The sequence below is a fragment of the Vibrio sp. 1180_3 genome, from assembly GCF_029478545.1.
Lineage (GTDB): Bacteria > Pseudomonadota > Gammaproteobacteria > Enterobacterales > Vibrionaceae > Vibrio > Vibrio aestuarianus.
Genome location: NZ_SJFM01000018.1, coordinates 1 through 20,808, shown reverse-complemented (window position 1 = coordinate 20,808; position 20,808 = coordinate 1). Strand labels below are relative to the sequence as shown.

Here is a 20,808-nt window from a genome sequence, read left to right as displayed (position 1 = left end):
TACCTTACTGCTTAATATCTAGGGAAAAGAGGCCTAAGTTCCATAACCTTCCTCCACGAGAAAGCGTCACTTGTTGAGGTTCAATCGCTTGCACGGTATAGCCCCTCAATGACTCCCCAACGGTGATCACCTCGTCATTTAACACGGCAACACATGGTGTCGTTTGCTGGCAGGTAATACTTTGCAAAGTAGGTAGCGGATAGCTAACCACCTTTTTAGCGGGAACAACACTTTGTTCTACCCAGCCTAATGGTGCGGTAGGGTCTTGCGTTGCCCAACTATGGAATGCAATAGCCGACAACAATAATGAGAAAACAACCTTAGCCACCAATAAACTCCTGTCTAACCCCTAACGTATACACTTCCATGATCACTCTGGCTTGAGGGTAATCTTCCACCGAGTATTGAAAGTGACGCCAGTAATACTTCATTGGTAAACTTTCCAGACTGGCGAGATAGTTTAAAATTGCAAAATATTCCCCAGTAAGCTCAAGTCGAACCGGGTGGACATAATAGCCTGAATATTCTGATGTTTTACTGTTATTGGCTATCGATTCTGCACTTAAAGACTCTAACGACACAAGTTTTAAATTTTGACTGTTCGCTAACACGCTTTCTAACTGTTCTGCCATTTGCGCTGGTGTGATCAAGCTGTCGACCACTTTGGATAACTCCAGTGACAGCGCTTGGCTTTGCTCTAATAACTGTTTGAACTCTATATCAATCTCTTGATTTGGATCTTTATTGAGTTTAGCAGTAAGTAACAGAATATCGCCTTGAATACGCTGATTGCCTTGCTCAAGCGATTGAAGTTGCAATTTATTGGCTGTGATTGACTTCAGTGTCGGTTCCAGTAATACGCTAAAAATCAACAATACGCTGACTACTAGCCCACACAGTGCAATTAACACTTTCTCGCGCGGGCTAAGTTTTGAAAATTTGTTATTGAGATCCTGCCAATTCATTATTTATCACCTTCCGTTGTTTTAAGCTCAAAGGTGATGATGTCTTGCTCATTACGACCTATTTTCAGCTTCTCAAAGCTGCGTCCAACCAAGTTAAGCTCACTTTTAAACTGACTTAACCAATTAGGAATCACTTTAGCTTCACGAGCGAGACCGTGAAGATCAAGCTTGTCTGAATCGATCTCGATTGAGGTTAATGAAATGTCATTGCGACTTAATTTGGCCAATGAGCGCATCACTCCTGAATAGCCTACTTGTTGCGATTCATCGAATTGATGCACGGCATTTAAAGAGTCCTGCTTGGCTTTTATTTCAAGCTTAAGTCGCTCAATCGCGGCTATTTTATCCGCTGATGGTTTATGGCGATCCGCTTTTTGTTTCATTTGATCAAATTGAACTTTCAGTGTTTGAGCTTCGCTTTGTACCATTTGTAACTGTTGAAGTTGACGCTGATTTTGCCATTGATAACCACCATACATAAGCAGCATCAACAATGTCACACCACCCCATACCGCAACCACTGCAGATAAAGAAAAATAGTCTTTCTTCGGTTTGAGATGCTCTGGGTACAGATTTAGCATCTCATCATTAATGCTGGTGATTTTTTCGAGCAAAAGATCCACAGAATCAGGGTGGCGTTCATCCAACAAAGAGACTTTAACGCTTAAACGCTCATTTAGCGCATCGACTAACTCTTGTTGCTCTTCTTCATCACACTGCACTTTTAACTGATGAAGCGAGGCACCTTTCAGTTGCGATGAAAGGTAATCAATCGAACGTTGCAGCTCTAAGGCTAGTCCATCAAGTTGTAGTGCTGAACTTGCTACACCAGTTATAGGGGGAACCACACCTCTTATGGTGCGTTGAAAACTGCATTTACGGTCAATAAAGGCATCGAATTTAAAACTGCTATTTTTATTGCGATGCAATAAAAGAAAGTTACCTAGTTCCCCAGCACTTCGTGCCCACACTTCACTTTCAGGGATAACTTTACCCAGTAACAAACCGTTGGCTTGCAATAATGCACTCACCTCCAAAACCAAACGTTTTGCCACCACATAAGCCTGAATTTTATTGCCAATAGGCAACGAAAAAGCATCAGCAACGATTTCGGTCACTTTTTCGTTAATCAGGTCTTTGAGTAAAAATGGCAGCGCAACTGACCACTCTTCCTTTGGTAAATTAGGTTTTTCTATTTGATAGGTTTGATAAAGATTGGAGTGCAGAACAAGGTGAACCACCAAACCTTTTGCATTAAGCGCCTTTACGCTATCGAGTAATACACTCTGCCACGTTGCTCCCTCAAGAGGAACCTCTCTTGGCAAAGTAACGCCCTCTAACGAGGAGAAATAGATAGCCTCTGGCTGTACAACAGCAAAAAGTTGTTTAGTAGCCGCTTTTGATGGCTTTATTTTTTCAATCAGTGACTGAACATTCATTGAGGATCACTTTTATTTTTTACGCCAACGATTTCTTCGCCCTGCTTTTACAGTAGGAGCAACTATTTTCTCTGGTAACAAGGGAAGCTCTTCTTCAAACAATCGCCCTTGCCCACCTTGAACACCAAGGTTTTGTAATGTTCGCCATTCTTGTTCGGTTTCAACACCGACAGCAATAACCTGTGTCTGTGTTCCACTACAAGCACCAAGCATACTGCGAACAAACAATTGATTCTCATGCCGTTGGTCTATTTTTTTAACCAAACTGCGATGTAATTTAAGATAATCAACGTTTAAATCTTTTATGTAGTGGGTACTGACGATGGTTCTACCCGCTTGGCCCACGACCACTTTAGCGCCAAGGCCTGAAATCATTTTTATTACAGGCCGCATATAATCAAGATGCTGTACTAATCGCCCTTCTGGAAATTCAAATGAGAGCAAAGCCCTAACATCAGAAGAGAGTTGAAGTAACTCATATCTAAACCATTTGAAGTATAGTTTATCGGCAAAAGGGAGCACATGCAGATTAACTGAAACCGGATCAGTAAGTTCTGACGTTTTTAACAAGCGTAGCACTTTCAATAGCACCGCACGATCCATCATCATTTCATAACCGACGGTTTCTAGCGCCGCATGAAAACGAGAAGCTTTGATCACACCTTGCTCAGGATCATCAATACGAGCAAACAATTCGTGGTGTACCCATGTTAAATCATTTGATTTTTCAATTAAATAACAAGACTGCCGGTATAATAAAATAGCATCTGGAGTGAGCACTTGATCAAACAAGGTTCTCCAACGAACGCTTCCTCGCTCTTCTTGAATAAAATTGCTCTTTTTAAAACGACTCCAAGTATTCACGCCTTGTAACTGCGCACTTTTCAGTGCCGTTTCAGCTTCATCCAATACTCGGCCACGTCGCTCACCTTCGCTGTACATGCTAATACCAATGTGGCACCAATTTTCTGGCTCAAGAGGCTCTGGAGGGTTAACGCGTGCAAATAATTTAAGGCATTGCACTGCGATAGAGGCGACCTCTTTGACGCCCTGATGAGGTACAAAAATAGCAAAATCCGCATCGTAATAGCGCGACAAAATGACATCAGGATAACGCTGTATCACATTAGAAATACTTTCACCCACTTCGACGATTAGATCGTCAGCGACTTTTTTACCGCACTCTTCGCACAGGGAATCCCAATCATCAATACGTATCATCAACACTCCACCACGAGCACCACTTTCAAGTAAAGCGGATTCCAATTTGCTATCAAATAATACGCGGTTAGCTGTTCCGGTCAGTTTATCTAAGAAAGTCTGAGTACGAATGAAAGTATCGAATCGACTGCGCTCTTGACGGGCATCTTGTAGCTCATCAATTAACACATCAAGCGCTTCACTTGCGGTGTAAGGCCACTCACGGTGATCACCTTGCGCATATTGCTCTACTCGACCAGCTAAGATCATACGACCACGCTCTTCAAGCAATTCAGAGCCTATCAACTGCTCTTTCAACCATTTGATGCCTCTGATCAAACAGAAAACTATCAGCCCGACCGCTAGGGTAATTGACCACATCGCTCCTAACGAATAGCTGTAGCCAAGATATGGAGGAATGGCCTTGAAAGAGACGCTATAACTGGGATTGCGCTGTAAGGGGATATCAATATGATAAAGACGCTCAGGTGCAATTGTTGAAGAGGTATCTTTAAAACGATAGATAACACCCGCTTGTGAAGTTAGCTGCATCTCGACAATATTGCTGGCTTGCAACATTTTAGGCATCCAACGTTGCATTGAATAGGCAGCGTCAGGGTCTTCCATTTCTTTGTCTACGACTTCCACAATCCCGGTCAGATAGTGATTGAGGTACTCTTGTCCCATACGCTGAAAAGACAAGGTTCCACCAATAAACAAAATAAACATCGCACTGGTAACGATTAAGGTAACAAATGCCCCTAAGCGCGTGCTCAGTTTCAATGTGGGGGTATACCGCATGAATACTGAATTCCTTTTCGATTCAAACCATATAAAAAGAAAATGTGCCGACAGATAAGAAAGTCTTAACTAGGGCGTGCTGACCTAATGATAACTATATAAAAAAGCCGCGGTTTTCGCGGCTTTTTTCGAAATTAGAGCGTCAAAACGGGATGTCGTCATCAAAATCCATCGGCGGCTCGTTATATTGTGGCTGAGCCTGTTGAGGTGCAGACTGCTGCTTCTGAGGTTGCTGCTGCATCGCTGGTTGTTGAGGTTGTCCCCATCCACCTTGTTGCTGAGACTGAGGCATACCACCTTGAGCAGGTGCACCGCCTTGTGCACGACCACCTAACATTTGCATCACGCCGTTAAAACCTTGAACAACAACTTCTGTTGTATAACGGTCTTGGCCACTTTGATCTTGCCACTTACGCGTTTGTAATTGGCCTTCGATATAAACCTGTGAACCTTTACGCAAGTATTCACCAGCGACTTCAGCTAATTTGCCAAATAGTGCAACACGATGCCATTCGGTTTTTTCACGTTGCTCACCCGTTGCTTTATCACGCCATGACTCTGACGTTGCGATGGTGATGTTTGCCACAGCACCGCCACTTGGCATATAACGAATTTCTGGGTCGTTACCTAGGTTACCCACTAAAATAACTTTATTTACTCCACGGCTTGCCATGTTTTGCTCCGTCTTCCATCATGAGTGTTCTAAAAATAGCTGACTAGGATACCACGCTTTACGCGGGGTACAAATATACATAGAGAGACTGACAAATATTCAGCGCTATGCCCCACCCTTTTTCTCTTTTTTAGAACAGCCCCCTCAAAATTAAGGGTGATAAAACACTCATTTACTTTCTCATATGAAACCCAACGCAATTTTATTTCTTTGATTCGCATTATTTTGGTAGTTAGTTCATTTTCGCGACAGATGGATAATTGTTATCCACTGAGGAAATAAAGGATATCCCATTAACAGGACGTTAAAATGAGAAAAGCCAACTACACCCGCACCATTTATTTTTTGTGTTTAGATGCTCAAAGCTCCTCACCCTATATCGAACAGCTTACCTCGCTATTAGCGCTACCGATCCCCAAAATAGAGCCAGAAGCACTGCGCCAATCTAGCGGTTTTGATAAACATAAAATACTAATGATTGATTACGGTAACTATGTACAACTTAGGCAACGGTTAGGCAATAGCCCACTAAACAGCAATCACCACGAAACGATATTATTCAATGTATCACAGCGTCTTACCACCGATGAATTGCTCACCTTTGGTCATTTAAAAGGGCTATTTTACCGTAGCGATAGTTTCGAAAGCATCGCACATGGACTCGGTGAGATCATTAATGGCCAAAACTGGCTACCTCGCCATGTCACCAGTCAATTATTGCATTATTACCGTTATACTTTTGAGTCTCATACTGCACAGGTCATTACCGATTTAACCGCCCGCGAGGTGCAAATTTTGCGTAGCCTTCAAACCGGAGCATCCAACAGTCAGATGGCTGAAAGCCTGTTCATTAGTGAGTTCACCGTAAAGTCTCATCTTTATCAAATATTCAAAAAACTCTCGGTAAAAAAACGCTCACAAGCGATCGCCTGGGCAAATCAAAACATACTGTCTTAATTATGAGGCATGGCACAGAATTTCATCAGCATCAAAGTGTTGATGATGATACCCACCAGTAAAGCGTGGTAAGGTTGCGCCATCCTCCAATTATTATTCACAATTATAAGGTTATAGCATGATCAAAAAGTGCCTATTCCCAGCCGCTGGCTACGGTACGCGTTTTCTTCCAGCGACTAAATCAATGCCAAAAGAAATGATGCCAGTGGTTAATAAGCCACTGATCGAGTACGGCGTTGAAGAAGCGATTCAAGCCGGGATGACGGGAATGTGTATCGTGACAGGACGAGGTAAACACTCGATCATGGATCACTTTGATAAGAACTATGAATTAGAACATCAAATCAGCGGCACCAACAAAGAAGAGCTGTTGGTTGATATCCGTGAAATCATCGATACCGCTAACTTTACCTATATTCGCCAACGTGAAATGAAAGGCTTGGGTCACGCAATCTTAACTGGTCGTGAGCTGATTGGTGATGAACCTTTTGCTGTCGTGCTTGCTGATGACCTTTGTGTTAATGAAGAACGAGGCGTTCTGGCACAAATGGTCGCTCTGTACAAACAGTTCCGTTGTTCGATTGTTGCAGTTCAAGAAGTTCCTGACAATGAAACACACAAGTATGGTGTTATCTCTGGTGAGATGATTAAAGATGATCTATTCCGTGTTGATGACATGGTTGAAAAGCCAGAACCAGGCACCGCGCCAAGCAACCTTGCCATCATCGGCCGCTACATCTTAACGCCTGATATTTTTGACTTAATTGAGCAAACAGAACCTGGTAAAGGTGGGGAAATCCAAATCACCGATGCACTGCTTAAACAGGCGAAGTCAGGTTGCGTGCTTGCTTATAAATTCAAGGGACAACGTTTTGACTGCGGTAGTGTTGAAGGCTATATCGAGGCCACTAACTACTGTTTTGAAAACATGTATAAGAAAAATGAGCAAAAAGTAGCGCTAGACAAACATTCAACCCATAAAGCTTAACTTACCGATATGTTTATATCCTAGTTGCAGTTTCACGAAACAATTTGTGAACAATACCCAAACAACTTGAAGTTGCAGGTAGCCAACACAGCTGCAACTTCAAGTCGGAAGGGTATACGCTCGCCAATAAAGCCACGTTAAATTGCGTGGCTTTTTATTTACTGTTTTTTTATCCAGTATCTATTTGCACAAAACTCACACTATGCAATACTTGCCACACTTGGTGTTACATAGAGCATAGATGATGGATAAAATCGAAGTTAGGGGCGCACGAACCCACAATCTAAAAAATATCAACCTGACTATCCCACGCGATAAATTGATCGTAATTACTGGACTTTCAGGGTCAGGAAAATCGTCGCTTGCCTTTGATACTTTATATGCGGAAGGCCAACGTCGCTATGTTGAATCTCTTTCTGCCTATGCTCGCCAATTCTTATCTTTAATGGAAAAACCCGATGTAGACCATATTGAAGGGCTTTCTCCAGCGATATCTATTGAACAAAAATCAACATCACATAACCCACGTTCGACAGTCGGCACTATTACTGAAGTCTACGACTATTTACGTCTACTTTATGCTCGTGTTGGTGAGCCTCGTTGCCCGGAACACAAAGTGCCATTAAGCGCACAAACCGTTAGCCAAATGGTCGATAAGGTTCTTGAGCTCCCCGAAGGCTCAAAAATGATGCTGCTAGCGCCCATCGTCAAAGAGCGCAAAGGTGAGCACGTAAAAACATTGGAAAACCTTGCAGCCCAAGGTTTTATTCGTGCCCGTATAGATGGTGAAACTTGTGATCTTTCCGATCCACCAACACTAGAACTGCATAAAAAGCACACCATTGAAGTAGTGGTTGATCGCTTCAAAGTTCGCAACGACTTACAGCAACGCCTCGCGGAATCTTTTGAAACCACTCTTGAGCTATCTGGCGGTATTGCAGTCGTAACGGATATGGATGGTAAAGGGGAAGAAATTGTATTTTCGGCTAACTTTGCCTGCCCACATTGTGGTTACAGCATGCAAGAGCTTGAGCCTCGACTGTTTTCGTTCAATAACCCAGCAGGAGCCTGCCACACCTGTGATGGCTTAGGAGTACAACAATACTTCGATCCTGAACGTGTAATACAAGACAGCAGTTTGAGTTTAGCGCAAGGAGCCATTCGCGGATGGGATCAAAAAAACTATTACTACTTCCAAATGCTCACCTCACTTGCAACACATTATGATTTTGACTTGCATGTGCCATTCAACAAATTACCGAAAAAAGTCCAAGAGATCATTTTAAAAGGATCTGGCAGAACTGAAATCGAGTTCAATTATATCAATGACCGTGGCGACATTCGTGTTAAACGCCACCCATTTGAAGGGATTCTTAATACCCTTGAGCGCCGTTACCGTGATACAGAATCAAATTCAGTGCGTGAAGATTTGGTGAAATACATTTCAACCAAACCATGCACCAGTTGTGATGGTACACGCCTACGTGTTGAGGCTCGCAATGTGTTTATCAACGATACGGCACTACCTGAAGTGGTTGAGCTTAGTATCGCCGACGCGCTGCAGTTCTTCCAAACCTTAGCGCTGACTGGGCAAAAAGCACAAATTGCTGAAAAGGTGATGAAAGAGATCAATGATCGCTTACACTTCTTGGTCAACGTAGGGCTTAACTACCTAAACCTCTCTCGCAGCGCAGAAACACTCTCGGGCGGTGAAGCCCAACGAATTCGACTCGCAAGTCAGATCGGTGCTGGATTAGTTGGGGTAATGTACGTTTTAGATGAACCGTCAATTGGTCTCCACCAGCGTGATAACGAACGGCTATTGAAAACATTGACCCACCTGCGCGATCTCGGCAATACCGTACTGGTTGTGGAACATGATGAAGACGCAATCCGTATGGCTGACCATGTCATCGATATTGGTCCAGGAGCTGGTGTTCATGGTGGGCAAGTAGTAGCGGAAGGAAATGTCGACCAAATCATTGCCAACCCTAACTCACTTACAGGTCAGTATCTCAGTGGCGTAAAAGAAATTGCCATCCCTCAGCAACGTACTCCAAGAGATCCAAAGAAAACCGTTGAGCTTATTGGTGCATCAGGCAATAACTTGAAAGATGTCGATTTATCGATACCTGTCGGTTTATTTAGTTGTATCACTGGTGTTTCTGGTTCAGGTAAATCCACCCTCATCAATGACACATTTTTTAAGATTGCTCATACCGCTTTAAATGGTGCAACTACTGCTACACCAGCCCCCTATAAGAAAATAAAAGGGTTGGAACATTTTGATAAGGTTATTGATATCGACCAAAGCCCAATAGGCAGAACACCGCGCTCAAATCCAGCGACCTACACAGGCATTTTTACACCAATTCGTGAGCTATTTTCCGGAACTCAAGAATCACGATCTCGTGGTTATAAACCGGGCCGCTTTAGTTTCAACGTGCGTGGTGGTCGCTGCGAAGCTTGTCAAGGTGATGGTGTTATCAAAGTAGAAATGCATTTCTTACCTGATGTTTACGTCCCTTGCGATGTATGTAAAGGCAAACGCTATAACCGTGAAACGCTAGAAGTACGCTACAAAGGCAAAGCGATTGATGAAGTACTCGAAATGACGGTAGAAGATGCGTATCAATTCTTTGAACCAGTTCCCGTCATTGCGCGTAAGCTAAAAACATTAATTGATGTCGGCTTATCCTATATTCGTCTCGGGCAAGCGGCCACAACCCTATCTGGAGGGGAAGCACAACGAGTCAAGCTAGCTCGTGAGTTATCTAAACGTGATACCGGTAAAACCTTGTACATCTTGGATGAACCAACAACAGGTCTTCACTTCCACGATATCCAACAACTGTTGATTGTCCTGCACCGCCTACGTGACCATGGTAATACCGTGGTGGTGATTGAGCACAATTTAGATGTAGTGAAAACCGCAGACTGGATCATTGATTTAGGGCCAGAAGGTGGTCAAGGTGGTGGCCAAATTATTGCCCAAGGGACTCCTGAAGATGTTGCACAGGTCGACATATCTCACACAGCTCGCTTTCTTAAGCCTATGTTGAAATAGAAAAAAACGGTAGAGTAGAGAAACCAGCACTCACGATGGCTGGTTTCTTTTCAACTGGAACGTGAGACCTATGGCTACATTGCATCTAAGCGGTACGCAGCTTGAGAACCAAGCACCAGCAATCCCTTTAAATAAACCTTTTTTATTTTCGATTAGCATCATCTATTTACTGGCGATGCATTTTTTTATGCCTAACCCTGGTGGTTCAGGTTTAGCGCTATCTTTTAACCCAACGACTTGGTTAACGCTGAGCATCACGCTCTCATTGGGTTTATATCAACTAGCTTCTAACCGTCGGCTACGTTATTCCAAATTAACTATCGGCTTGTTGATTAGCTGCATCATTATGACCATTCCACTGCTTTACACCAATGCGTCACTGGAACTCTCAGTCAGCCGCTTGGTAGGGCTATGGTGCGGGCTATTGCTTTTTGTCTTACTACAACAATTCCGTTTTAGTAACAAACATAAACAGCGATTACTGTGGTTTATTGTATTAGGCGTGTTGATTGAAGCTCTGTTTGGTTTCTATCAGTATTTTCTATTGCAACCAAATAACCTATTTGGTTATAACACTGAGGTAAATCGGCCTTACGGCATTTTTCAACAACCTAATGTCATGGCAAGTTTCCTTGCTACTGGCTTGGTGATTTCCGGTTACCTGCTTGCTCGCCAACCCAAAAAATACAATCAACAATTAAGCGCAGTAAGCCTTTTATATTTCACTCCGCTTTTAACCGCACCGTTATTGGTCGTACTAGCCTCTCGTACAGGCTGGATTGGTGCAATATTAGGGATTATGTTCGTTCTCCCTTACCTATTTCGATTCTCGACACAAAAACGCTTTTGGGGATGGAGTGCTGCAACATTAATCGGTATCTTGCTCGGTATTGCTGCAATGTATACTCAGGGAAGCGATGGGTTTGTTAGCAATAAAGCCGATCTAGAAAGCCCTCGCCGTTACACCTTTCCTCAAACGCTCGACATGATCATTGAAAAGCCATTTACAGGTTACGGCTACGGCAAGTTTGAAGCGGAGTATTTGCTTTATACCGCAAGACAACATCAGCTAAATTCGAGTTATCATCCGGGGCTCCATTCCATGGATCACCCACACAATGAATTATTGTTGTGGGGGGTCGAAGGCGGGTTACTGCCCGTTATCGGAATATTATTGGCGATTGCCTTCGTAATGATGAGGATATATTCAGCCAAGAAAGGAACAAGGCTCGCAATGTTTGCCTTGTTTATTCCTATAGTCTTACACAGCCAACTGGAATATCCATTTTATCACTCGGCGGTGCATTGGATAACCTTTATCATCTTGCTTTTTTGGGTTGATCAACGTGTTGCCAAATATAAATACGCACCATTTAGCTCGGTGAGTAAGTCATTACTGAGGGTCATAAGTTTAGTGGCTCCTGTACTAACGGGTTTTTACATGGTGAGTGCACTGCACACTAACCATGTACTCACTCAGTTTGAAAAGTCTCAACCACCAAACCCTGATATCTTACAGAAGGTCACCAATCCTGTAGTGTGGAGAAATCGCTTTGATTGGGATGTGTATAGCACCTATCTCAATATTGGTTTATACACTCAAGACCCCGAATTTATAACGCCTTATATAGATTGGTCATTAGAGATCATTAAGCACCAACCTCGGCCTACCTTCTACAGTAATTTGGTGATTGCTTACCAAGGCATTGGCGATGATAGTCGTGCCGAGCAAATTCGCTCCGAAGCCGCATTTTTGTTCCCCAATATGGATTTCAGTGAGGTGCAATATATTCGACCATCTAGTGCTGCTTCAAGTAGTGTGCAAGCAACGGCTACTGAATAATTACCTAACTATGACCAGTAGAGTAACCATTAGGGCTGCTCTACTGGTTTTATTCTACTCAGTTAAAGACTCTTCTAACGCCCGCAAACACAAGGCTATATTTTCTCTACGAGCCCCATAGCCCATTAAGCCAATACGCCAAGCTTTACCCGCAAGAGCGCCTAAACCAGCGCCAATTTCCAAATTATATTCACTGAGCAAGTGGGAGCGAACCTTCGCATCATCAACACCTTGAGGAATATATACCGCATTAAGTTGCGGCAACCGACTTTGCTCTGGCACCACAAAGTTAAAGCCAAGTTTCTCTAAGCCTTGCTTTAACTTTTCATGCATATCACGATGACGAGACCAAGCTTTCTCTAGTCCTTCATTTTTTAGCATTAGTAGCGCTTCGTGTAGCGCATATAAGCTGTTGACTGGTGCGGTGTGATGATAGCTGCGTTTACCTTCACCACTCCAATAGCCGAGCACCAAGCTTTGGTCTAAAAACCAACTTTGTACAGGTGTCGTGCGTGATTGAATTTTCTCAATCGCTTGAGCGGAAAAAGTCAACGGCGATAAGCCAGGGGGACAAGATAGACATTTCTGGCTACCAGAATAAACGGCATCTAACTGCCATTTATCGACATAAAGTGGCACACCGCCTAAAGATGTTACCGCATCTACAATACTCAACATGTTATTTTGCTTAGCCAACTGACCTAACGCTTGTGCATCACTTAATGCCCCGGTTGATGTCTCCGCATGCACAAATGCCAATATTTTTGCATCGGGGTTCGCCTTGATCGCTTGTTCTACTTTATCAACCGAAACTGGCATCCCCCATTCATCATCAACCAACGCGACTTCCCCGCCGCAACGAATGACATTTTCTCGCATTCGCTCACCAAACACACCATTGCGGCAGACAATGACTTTATCACCCGGTTCTATTAAATTGACGAAACACGCTTCCATACCAGCACTGCCTGGCGCAGAAACTGCTATCGTGAATTCATTTTGCGTTTGAAATGCATATTTAAGTAGCTGTTTGAGCTCATCCATCATCTGAATAAATAACGGGTCTAAGTGACCAACGGTTGGACGACTTAGTGCTTGCAATACTTGTGGGTAAATATCTGAAGGACCAGGTCCCATCAAGATCCGTTGTGGTGGGTTGAAACTGGTAATGGACATAATTGCTCCTTGCTTGCGGCCAAATGTGGAAAACCAGAGTAAAGCAAAAATCACCTAGCAACAATTCGACAGAAGTCTAGAGGTCAAACCAGTGTCACAATCTGGTTAATTTTATTTTACATTTGAACTTAATTAGCAATTGACATTAATAGTTCAAAAACGTTCAATGAATGAGCTATCTAGCAGAAGAGGAGCACTGCCCAGGCAGATGTTTTGTGGAGCCTCAACTCCAAAACAAAGCATTGATGGGGAGCAGTGCCGAGATGAACCAAGGTTGTGGATTTGGTTTGTCGGTTGAATGGGCTGAATCCCTTCAACTGTCATTAGCCGCGCTGATGAAGAGCTTCTGAGGTAAACCAATCAAAAACACCTCTTTATATGCTCTAGAAATTTCTCTTCAAACATTGGACGTTGGAACACCAACACATTTTTATTTTAGGAAGTCGTGGGAGAAATGCTATGAGCACATTCAATGTAGCCAAGTTTGGCGGAACAAGTGTAGCTAACTTTGAAGCAATGAGCCGTTGTGCTGCTGTTATCGAAAATAATCCAAATACAAAATTAGTGGTTAGCAGTGCATGCTCTGGTGTCACTAATTTGTTAGTTGAGTTAGCCAGTGGGGTTCAAGATGCAGAGCAACGTTTGGCGATCATCAAACAGTTAGCCGATATCCATCATGCCATCATCGATCAACTTACCCATCCAGCTCAAGTTGAAAAAGAAGTACATTCAATTTTAGATATGGTTGCTAGTGTTGCAGAAGCCGCCTCTTTTCAATCAAGTAAAAAATTGACTGACCATCTCGTTGCGTGCGGCGAATTAATGTCGACCTTTATTCTTACCCAATTGATGCGTGAACGAGGTATGGAAGCGGTGCGTTTTGATATCCGCGAGATCTTGCGCACCGATGATCATTTCGGTCGTGCTGAGCCTCAGTTAGAGCAAATAGCATTACTTGCTAAACAAAAATTAACGCCATTATGTCAACAGCACGTAGTGGTAACGCAAGGCTTCATTGGTTCTGATGAACAAGGAAACACGACCACTCTTGGCCGTGGTGGTAGTGATTATTCAGCCGCTTTAATTGCAGAAGCAGTCCAAGCGTCAGGTTTAGAAATTTGGACCGATGTACCTGGCATTTATACTACCGACCCTCGCATTGCGCCTAATGCTGCACCGATTGCTGAAATCAGTTTTAGTGAAGCGTCTGAAATGGCGAATTTCGGTGCCAAAATTCTCCACCCCTCGACATTGTTACCGGCATTACGACATGACATTCCTGTATTTGTAGGTTCATCGAAAGAACCAGAAAAAGGTGGAACTTGGATTCGCAAACGTGTCGAAAGCTCGCCACTTTTTAGAGCCTTGACCTTACGCGGCAACCAAACCATGGTCACACTGCGTAGTGCTAGCATGTTCCATGCTTATGGCTTTTTGTCGAAAGTGTTCGAGATTTTAGCCAAACACAAAATTTCAGTGGATCTGATTACCACTTCTGAAATCAGCGTCTCCTTAACATTAGACAAGACCGATACTTCCGGGGGTTCACCAGAATTACCACAAGCTGTTCGTCAAGAATTGGAAGAATTATGCACTGTCGATGTTGAACATAACTTAAGTTTAATCGCACTGATAGGCAATAACATGAGTAATACCAAAGGTTACGCCAAGCAGGTATTTAGCACGTTAGAAGACTTCAACATGCGTATGATTTGCTACGGTGCGAGTCCGCATAACTTATGTTTCTTGCTGCATGAATCGGTATCAAAAGCCGCTATTCAGAAACTGCACCAAGAGCTGTTTGAGCAATAATCTAAAGTGCTTTGCTCAATAATTTGAGTGCCACAAAAAGAAAGAGGTTGGATATTCCAACCTCTTTCTTTTTTACCTTAATCTAAATTAGGCCCTAACCATTTTTCTGCTTCTTGCTCGCTCCAGCCTTTACGCTGCGCATAATCTTGCATTTGATCTTGCTGTATTTGTGCGATGGCAAAATAACGAGAATCAGGATGCGAGAAATACCAGCCAGATACCGAAGCCCCTGGCCACATGGCGTAACTGGTGGTTAACGACATATCAATCGCTTGCTCAACATTGAGCATTTCCCATAAAGTTCCTTTCTCTGTATGTTCAGGACACGCTGGATAACCCGGAGCTGGGCGAATACCTTGATACTTTTCACGAATCAATTCGTCATTCGATAAGTTTTCATCTGTGGCATAACCCCAAATATCTTTACGAACTTGCAGGTGTAAATACTCAGCAAAAGCTTCCGCCAAACGATCCGCTACGGCTTGGATCATAATCGCGTTGTAATCATCACCATTTGCTTTGTATTGATCGGCCAACTCACGCTCACCGATACCACCAGTAACCGCAAACGCACCGATCCAATCTTTCTTGCCTGATTCTTTAGGTGCTATGTAATCAGATAGGCAGTAGTTAAATCCTTTCGGCTTCTCCGTTTGTTGACGCAAATTATGCAAAACATGAGCAACCTCAGTACGGGACTCATCACTGTAAACTTCGATATCATCGCCAATACTGGCCGCAGGAAATAAGGCGCACATGCCACGAGCTTCGAGTAAACCTTCTCGCTCGACACGATCAAGTAACTCGTTGGCATCCTTAAACAAACGCAGAGCTTCTTCACCCACCTCTTCATGATCAAAAATTGCCGGGTATTTACCCATCAACGACCATGTCATAAAGAACGGAGTCCAATCGATATACTGCCGTAACGTCGAAACATCAAAATCATTAAACACATGTACACCAGGTTTAAGTGGCACTGGTGGTGTATAGCTATCCCAATTAATCGCGACTTTGTTAGCGCGAGCCTTCTCTAAGGTGACAGGTTTAGTACGCGGACGCTTACGAGCGTGTTGGTCACGCACAACGTCATAATCAGCCTGAAGCTTTTCAACAAAAGCTGGCTTTTGTGTCTCAGACAGTAGCGCCGAACAGACCCCAACTGCACGTGAAGCATTGTTTACATATACCACCGGATGTTGGTAATTTTGTTCTATCTTCACGGCAGTATGCGCTTTCGATGTGGTTGCACCACCAATCAAAAGTGGTAAATCAAAACCCTGACGTTCCATTTCTTTCGCGACATGGACCATTTCATCCAATGACGGTGTAATAAGGCCAGATAAACCAATAATATCAACGTTCTCTTCTTTGGCTACTTTGAGTATTTTCTCGCACGGCACCATCACCCCAAGGTCAATAATTTCGTAGTTATTACATTGCAATACCACACCAACAATATTCTTACCGATGTCATGCACATCACCTTTTACGGTTGCGAGTAGAATTTTACCGTTGGTTGAACCTGCTTGTTTCAATGCATTGATGTAAGGCTCTAAGTGGGCAACCGCCTGCTTCATAACTCGCGCTGACTTAACAACTTGAGGTAAGAACATTTTACCCTCACCAAATAGGTCACCAACTACGTTCATGCCATCCATTAATGGGCCTTCAATTACCTCTAATGGTTTGCTCGCATTAAGACGGGCTTCTTCAGTATCTTCAACGATAAATTCTGTAATGCCTTTAACTAACGCATGCTCTAAGCGCTTTTCAACCGACCATGTTCTCCACTCAAGTGCACTAGCATCTTCTTCTTTTCCTACGCCTTTATCTGCATATTCAGCCGCAATATCTAATAAACGTTCGGTACTGTCGTCGCGGCGATTTAAAATTACATCCTCTACGGCATCCCGTAGCTTTTCTGGAACGTTGTCGTAGATCTCCAATTGACCAGCGTTAACGATCCCCATATCCATACCATTTTTAAAACAGTGGTAAAGGAATACCGCGTGAATTGCTTCACGAACATAGTTGTTACCGCGGAAAGAAAACGAAACGTTGGAGACTCCACCGGAGATCATGGCGTAAGGTAAATCGCGTTTGATGTCTGCAACCGCTTCGATAAAGTCAACGGCGTAGTTGTTATGCTCGTCAATTCCCGTAGCAACAGCAAAAATATTTGGATCGAAGATGATATCTTCTGCGGGGAAACCAACCTCATCGACTAAAATACGATAAGCATTGGTACAAATTTCGATTTTCCGTTGACGTGTATCAGCTTGGCCCACTTCATCGAAAGCCATCACGATAACCGCCGCGCCATAGCGACGGATCAGCTTCGCTTGCTCAACAAATTTTTCTTTACCTTCTTTCAAAGAGATCGAGTTAACGATGCCTTTACCTTGAATACATTTAAGACCGGCCTCAATGACTTCCCACTTAGAAGAGTCAACCATGATAGGCACTTTTGATATTTCAGGCTCAGAAGCACATAGATTAAGGAAACGCACCATGCACGCCTCAGCATCAAGCATCCCTTCATCCATGTTGATATCGATGATTTGAGCACCATTTTCGACTTGCTCACGCGCTACGTGTAGCGCTTCATCATATAGCTCTTCTTTGATTAATCGTTTGAAACGTGCGGAACCCGTAACGTTTGTTCGCTCGCCAACATTAACAAATAATGTATCTTTCGCGATGGTTAACGGCTCCAAACCAGACAAACGACACGACTTTGGCAATTCAGGCAAAGAGCGAGGCTTCACTCCTTCAACTGCTTGTGCCATTTGTCGAATATGTTCTGGCGTTGTACCACAGCAGCCACCAACTAAATTTAGAAACCCAGCTTGCGCCCACTCAGCAATATGCTCTGCCATCTCTTTCGCTTCCAGATCATACTCACCAAATGCATTTGGTAAACCGGCATTAGGGTGCGCTGAAACGTAGCATTCAGAAATACGTGACAACTCTTCAACATATTGGCGTAGTTCATCGGGACCTAAAGCGCAGTTTAAACCAAAGGAGATCGGCTCCACGTGGCGAAGTGCATTGTAGAACGCTTCTGTCGTCTGTCCTGAAAGGGTACGGCCAGAGGCATCCGTTATCGTCCCTGAAATCATCACAGGCAACTTATAACCGAGCTCTTCAAAAACCGTATCGACGGCGAAAGCACACGCTTTGGCATTTAATGTGTCAAAAATGGTTTCAATAAGAATTAAATCACAGCCACCTTTGATTAAAGCTCGTGTTGATTCTGAGTACGCTTCAACAAGTTGATCAAAACTGACATTGCGGAAGCCAGGATCATTCACATCTGGAGAGATAGAACAGGTACGGTTAGTTGGACCGAGTACACCGGCCACGTAACGGGGTTTATGCGGTGTTTTAGCGGTCCATTCATCAGCGACTTCACGCGCTAATTTTGCAGCAGCAAAGTTGATTTCATCACTGATGGCTTGCATATCATAGTCAGCCATTGCGATAGTCGTCGCATTAAAGGTATTGGTTTCAAGAATATCAGCACCGGCCTCTAAATAAGCACAATGGATCTCTTTTATCAATTGAGGCTGCGTCAATACTAGGAGATCGTTATTGCCTTTTAGATCACTTGGCCAATTAGCAAAACGCTCTCCTCGATAATCTTGCTCTTCAAGCTTGTAACCCTGAATCATGGTGCCCATACCACCATCGATCAACAATATTCTTTGTTGCAATTGAGCTTCAATTTGACTCTTCACTTTTCTTCCCACAGTACAGCCTCATTCCTTTTCGTTATTTCCACATCCTATCATATAACCGTTAGAAATCTAGACGTCTAAACAGCACTTTAATAGCTGCTTGTTGTTAACTCTGATGTAATGAAAAAGTGTTTGCTATTTGCTCATCATAGAAGGAGAATTTGTTCATATTTTGTTACACACTGAGAAAAAAATGTCGGTCTACTATACTTTGTGCTTCCTATCGGCAGCCGCGATGATGATTGCTTTCTTAAACAGTAAGATAGGAAAGATGCAAACCACCATTGCTATCACCGCAGGCTCTATGATGCTTTCGTTATTAATCTTAATTGCGGGTCAAAACGATTGGTTTCATCTCACTGAAATTGCTATCGATACCGTTAATAGCATCAACTTTGAAAATTTTTTACTCAAAGGGATCCTAGGCTTTCTTCTTTTTGCGGGTGGCTTAGGTATTAAACTGCCTAATCTTAAAGATCAAAAATGGGAAATAACCGTTCTCGCACTTGGAGCAACATTATTTTCAACCTTCTTCATTGGTTTTGGCCTCTATGGCTTCTGCCAACTGATCGACATTCAATTTGACCTTGTGTATTGCTTATTATTCGGCGCGCTGATTTCACCAACCGACCCAATCGCTGTGTTAGCCATTGTCAAAAAACTTGATGCGCCTAAACGTATCTCAACTCAAATTGAAGGGGAATCTCTCTTCAACGACGGTTTTGGTCTAGTTATCTTTGTCACAATATTTACTATCGCATTCGGTACAGAAACTCCGACCGTTGGTAGTGTCACCATGCTGTTTGCACAAGAAGCTATGGGGGGAATTATCTACGGCCTAGCTCTCGGTTTATTATTTCACTACCTTATTAGCGCGACTAATGACCACTCTATGGAGCTGTTATTAACCATCGGTATTCCAACCGCTGGTTACGTTTTTGCAGATGTCATACATGTCTCTGGGCCACTCGCAATGGTGGTATCCGGTATCATGATCGGTAACTGGACCCGCTTTATCGGTTTCTCAAAGGAAAGCGAAGAGCATTTAGATCACTTCTGGGAGTTAGTTGATGAATTTCTCAATGGGGTATTGTTCCTGTTGATTGGTATGTCGATGCTACTCTTCCAATTTCATGAAGAAGATTGGATGTTAATGGCATTTTCCGTTCCGCTTGTATTATGTGCTCGCTACCTTAGTGTTTTCTTATCGTACATTGGCTTTAAACGTTACCGAAGCTATAACCCATGGTCGATTAAGATTCTTACTTGGGGAGGACTACGCGGAGGATTAGCACTAGCAATGGCTCTATCGATTCCCTCTGGAATTTTAGTCATTCCGGATAAGCTGATCGATGTAAAAGAACTGATACTGGTTATGACGTATGCCGTTGTAGTATTTTCGATACTGATCCAAGGCTCAACCATTACTCCCTTGATCGAAAAAGCGAAACAGGCTGAAAAACAAAGGGAAGCCACAGAATCGACAGTAGTCCAAGAACAAGAAAGTTAATCCCGATTCGAATACATCTCACAATATCTGTTGAATCACCAAGTCGATACCACTGCGTGTCGACTTTTTTAAATCTAACGTATTTGATGATTTAAAAATTTAAAATAGAAACGATTCTTAGGCTCCCCGATTATTTTAAGCTAGAGCACGTTGATATCCAGTTTCAAGACGAAACTAGATTGGGGCAGAATAATACCGCAATAAGGATTTAGTAAAAGTCTAGAGCTGTTCAGCAGCAATTTGGCTACGCTTATCTGTTTGGTGCAGTTGCACCGCGAGTTGGCGCCAACATTATCTAGAGAAAAAGCATTTAAACTTAACCATTGTCCATATCCCACCTTATTCAGCAAAGTTAATCCTATAGAACTTAAGCCGTATCGTTATTTTTCAACATACTGTATCGGCTTTTTCATACTCATTTTTTAGTGCTGTGCACTTCTGTCGCTGTAGCAATAAAGAGAAGAGAGGCTAGTAGGAAAAGAGGTAACGAGTATAGCTTAATGCCCTAAACGCAAAAAACCCCAGCATTGCTGCTGAGGTTTCTAATAAAGTGGCGGAGCGGACGGGACTCGAACCCGCGACCCCCGGCGTGACAGGCCGGTATTCTAACCAACTGAACTACCGCTCCGCTGCG

13 protein-coding genes, 1 tRNA gene and 1 riboswitch are annotated in these 20,808 nt (G+C 43.2%); of the genes, 6 read left to right on the top strand and 8 right to left on the bottom strand.

All coding sequences use genetic code 11. From position 1 onward, the window contains the following. Window positions 1-4: 4 nt before the first annotated feature. The 5 genes from EYW48_RS12200 to EYW48_RS12180 all read right to left on the bottom strand — a co-directional run bounded on the left by EYW48_RS12200 (window position 5) and on the right by EYW48_RS12180 (window position 5,078). Window positions 5-331, bottom strand: a complete 327-nt coding sequence (locus EYW48_RS12200) for an MSHA biogenesis protein MshK (protein WP_171979702.1) — start codon at window positions 329-331, stop codon at window positions 5-7. Further along, complete coding sequence (gene gspM, locus EYW48_RS12195) at window positions 321-965, bottom strand: type II secretion system protein GspM (protein ID WP_171979703.1); 645 nt, start codon at window positions 963-965, stop codon at window positions 321-323. The genes EYW48_RS12200 and gspM overlap by 11 nt, the downstream gene beginning before the upstream one ends. Beyond that, complete coding sequence (locus EYW48_RS12190) at window positions 965-2,404, bottom strand: MSHA biogenesis protein MshI (RefSeq protein ID WP_277432478.1); 1,440 nt, start codon at window positions 2,402-2,404, stop codon at window positions 965-967. Before EYW48_RS12190 ends, gspM begins: the two co-directional genes overlap by 1 nt. A 12-nt stretch (window positions 2,405-2,416) precedes the next feature. Further along, entirely contained in the window at window positions 2,417-4,405 is a 1,989-nt protein-coding gene (gene csrD, locus EYW48_RS12185) for an RNase E specificity factor CsrD (protein WP_277432477.1), read from the bottom strand. Window positions 4,406-4,547: 142 nt separating this feature from the next. Further along, window positions 4,548-5,078, bottom strand: coding sequence for a single-stranded DNA-binding protein (locus EYW48_RS12180; protein WP_053308830.1), 531 nt, complete (start codon window positions 5,076-5,078; stop codon window positions 4,548-4,550). 309 nt (window positions 5,079-5,387) lie between these two features. On the opposite strand from EYW48_RS12180, the gene EYW48_RS12175 reads away from it, so the two are divergent. The 4 genes from EYW48_RS12175 (at window position 5,388) to EYW48_RS12160 (ending at window position 11,933) form a co-directional block, all read left to right on the top strand. Further along, window positions 5,388-6,035: a LuxR C-terminal-related transcriptional regulator gene (locus EYW48_RS12175; RefSeq protein ID WP_274672186.1), complete on the top strand. Its 648-nt coding sequence runs from the start codon at window positions 5,388-5,390 to the stop codon at window positions 6,033-6,035. Between the two features lie 118 nt (window positions 6,036-6,153). Beyond that, window positions 6,154-7,023, top strand: a complete 870-nt coding sequence (galU, locus tag EYW48_RS12170) for a UTP--glucose-1-phosphate uridylyltransferase GalU (protein WP_053308832.1) — start codon at window positions 6,154-6,156, stop codon at window positions 7,021-7,023. Between the two features lie 244 nt (window positions 7,024-7,267). Further along, window positions 7,268-10,090 (top strand): excinuclease ABC subunit UvrA, encoded by a 2,823-nt coding sequence (gene uvrA / locus EYW48_RS12165; RefSeq protein WP_053308842.1) that lies wholly within the window; start codon window positions 7,268-7,270, stop codon window positions 10,088-10,090. A gap of 70 nt (window positions 10,091-10,160) precedes the next feature. Next, window positions 10,161-11,933: a PglL family O-oligosaccharyltransferase gene (locus EYW48_RS12160; RefSeq protein ID WP_171981172.1), complete on the top strand. Its 1,773-nt coding sequence runs from the start codon at window positions 10,161-10,163 to the stop codon at window positions 11,931-11,933. A 54-nt stretch (window positions 11,934-11,987) separates the two neighbouring features. On the opposite strand, the gene EYW48_RS12155 is transcribed toward EYW48_RS12160, so the two are convergent. Beyond that, the gene (locus EYW48_RS12155; RefSeq protein ID WP_261927658.1) at window positions 11,988-13,109 is read right to left on the bottom strand and encodes an alanine--glyoxylate aminotransferase family protein; all 1,122 of its coding nucleotides are present in this window, start codon (window positions 13,107-13,109) and stop codon (window positions 11,988-11,990) included. A 178-nt stretch (window positions 13,110-13,287) separates the two neighbouring features. Beyond that, a riboswitch (Lysine riboswitch) is annotated at window positions 13,288-13,463 on the top strand. A gap of 105 nt (window positions 13,464-13,568) precedes the next feature. On the opposite strand from EYW48_RS12155, the gene lysC reads away from it, so the two are divergent. Beyond that, the gene (gene lysC / locus EYW48_RS12150; protein ID WP_277432476.1) at window positions 13,569-14,921 is read left to right on the top strand and encodes a lysine-sensitive aspartokinase 3; all 1,353 of its coding nucleotides are present in this window, start codon (window positions 13,569-13,571) and stop codon (window positions 14,919-14,921) included. A 77-nt stretch (window positions 14,922-14,998) separates the two neighbouring features. Here lysC and metH read toward each other — a convergent pair whose 3' ends face one another. Next, entirely contained in the window at window positions 14,999-18,676 is a 3,678-nt protein-coding gene (metH, locus tag EYW48_RS12145) for a methionine synthase (protein ID WP_176313387.1), read from the bottom strand. A gap of 181 nt (window positions 18,677-18,857) precedes the next feature. On the opposite strand from metH, the gene EYW48_RS12140 reads away from it, so the two are divergent. After that, the gene (locus tag EYW48_RS12140) at window positions 18,858-20,174 is read left to right on the top strand and encodes a sodium:proton antiporter (protein ID WP_172532129.1); all 1,317 of its coding nucleotides are present in this window, start codon (window positions 18,858-18,860) and stop codon (window positions 20,172-20,174) included. A gap of 551 nt (window positions 20,175-20,725) precedes the next feature. Here the strand turns inward: EYW48_RS12140 and EYW48_RS12135 are convergent. Next, window positions 20,726-20,802 (bottom strand) — tRNA-Asp (locus tag EYW48_RS12135). Window positions 20,803-20,808 lie beyond the last annotated feature (6 nt).

Coding starts and splice junctions, on each gene's coding strand:
- gspM (WP_171979703.1), bottom strand. CDS start 965: ATGAATTGGCAGGATCTCAATAACAAATTTTCAAAACTTAGCCCGCGC.
- EYW48_RS12190 (WP_277432478.1), bottom strand. CDS start 2,404: ATGAATGTTCAGTCACTGATTGAAAAAATAAAGCCATCAAAAGCGGCT.
- csrD (WP_277432477.1), bottom strand. CDS start 4,405: ATGCGGTATACCCCCACATTGAAACTGAGCACGCGCTTAGGGGCATTT.
- EYW48_RS12180 (WP_053308830.1), bottom strand. CDS start 5,078: ATGGCAAGCCGTGGAGTAAATAAAGTTATTTTAGTGGGTAACCTAGGT.
- EYW48_RS12175 (WP_274672186.1), top strand. CDS start 5,388: ATGAGAAAAGCCAACTACACCCGCACCATTTATTTTTTGTGTTTAGAT.
- galU (WP_053308832.1), top strand. CDS start 6,154: ATGATCAAAAAGTGCCTATTCCCAGCCGCTGGCTACGGTACGCGTTTT.
- uvrA (WP_053308842.1), top strand. CDS start 7,268: ATGGATAAAATCGAAGTTAGGGGCGCACGAACCCACAATCTAAAAAAT.
- EYW48_RS12160 (WP_171981172.1), top strand. CDS start 10,161: ATGGCTACATTGCATCTAAGCGGTACGCAGCTTGAGAACCAAGCACCA.
- EYW48_RS12155 (WP_261927658.1), bottom strand. CDS start 13,109: ATGTCCATTACCAGTTTCAACCCACCACAACGGATCTTGATGGGACCT.
- lysC (WP_277432476.1), top strand. CDS start 13,569: ATGAGCACATTCAATGTAGCCAAGTTTGGCGGAACAAGTGTAGCTAAC.
- EYW48_RS12140 (WP_172532129.1), top strand. CDS start 18,858: ATGTCGGTCTACTATACTTTGTGCTTCCTATCGGCAGCCGCGATGATG.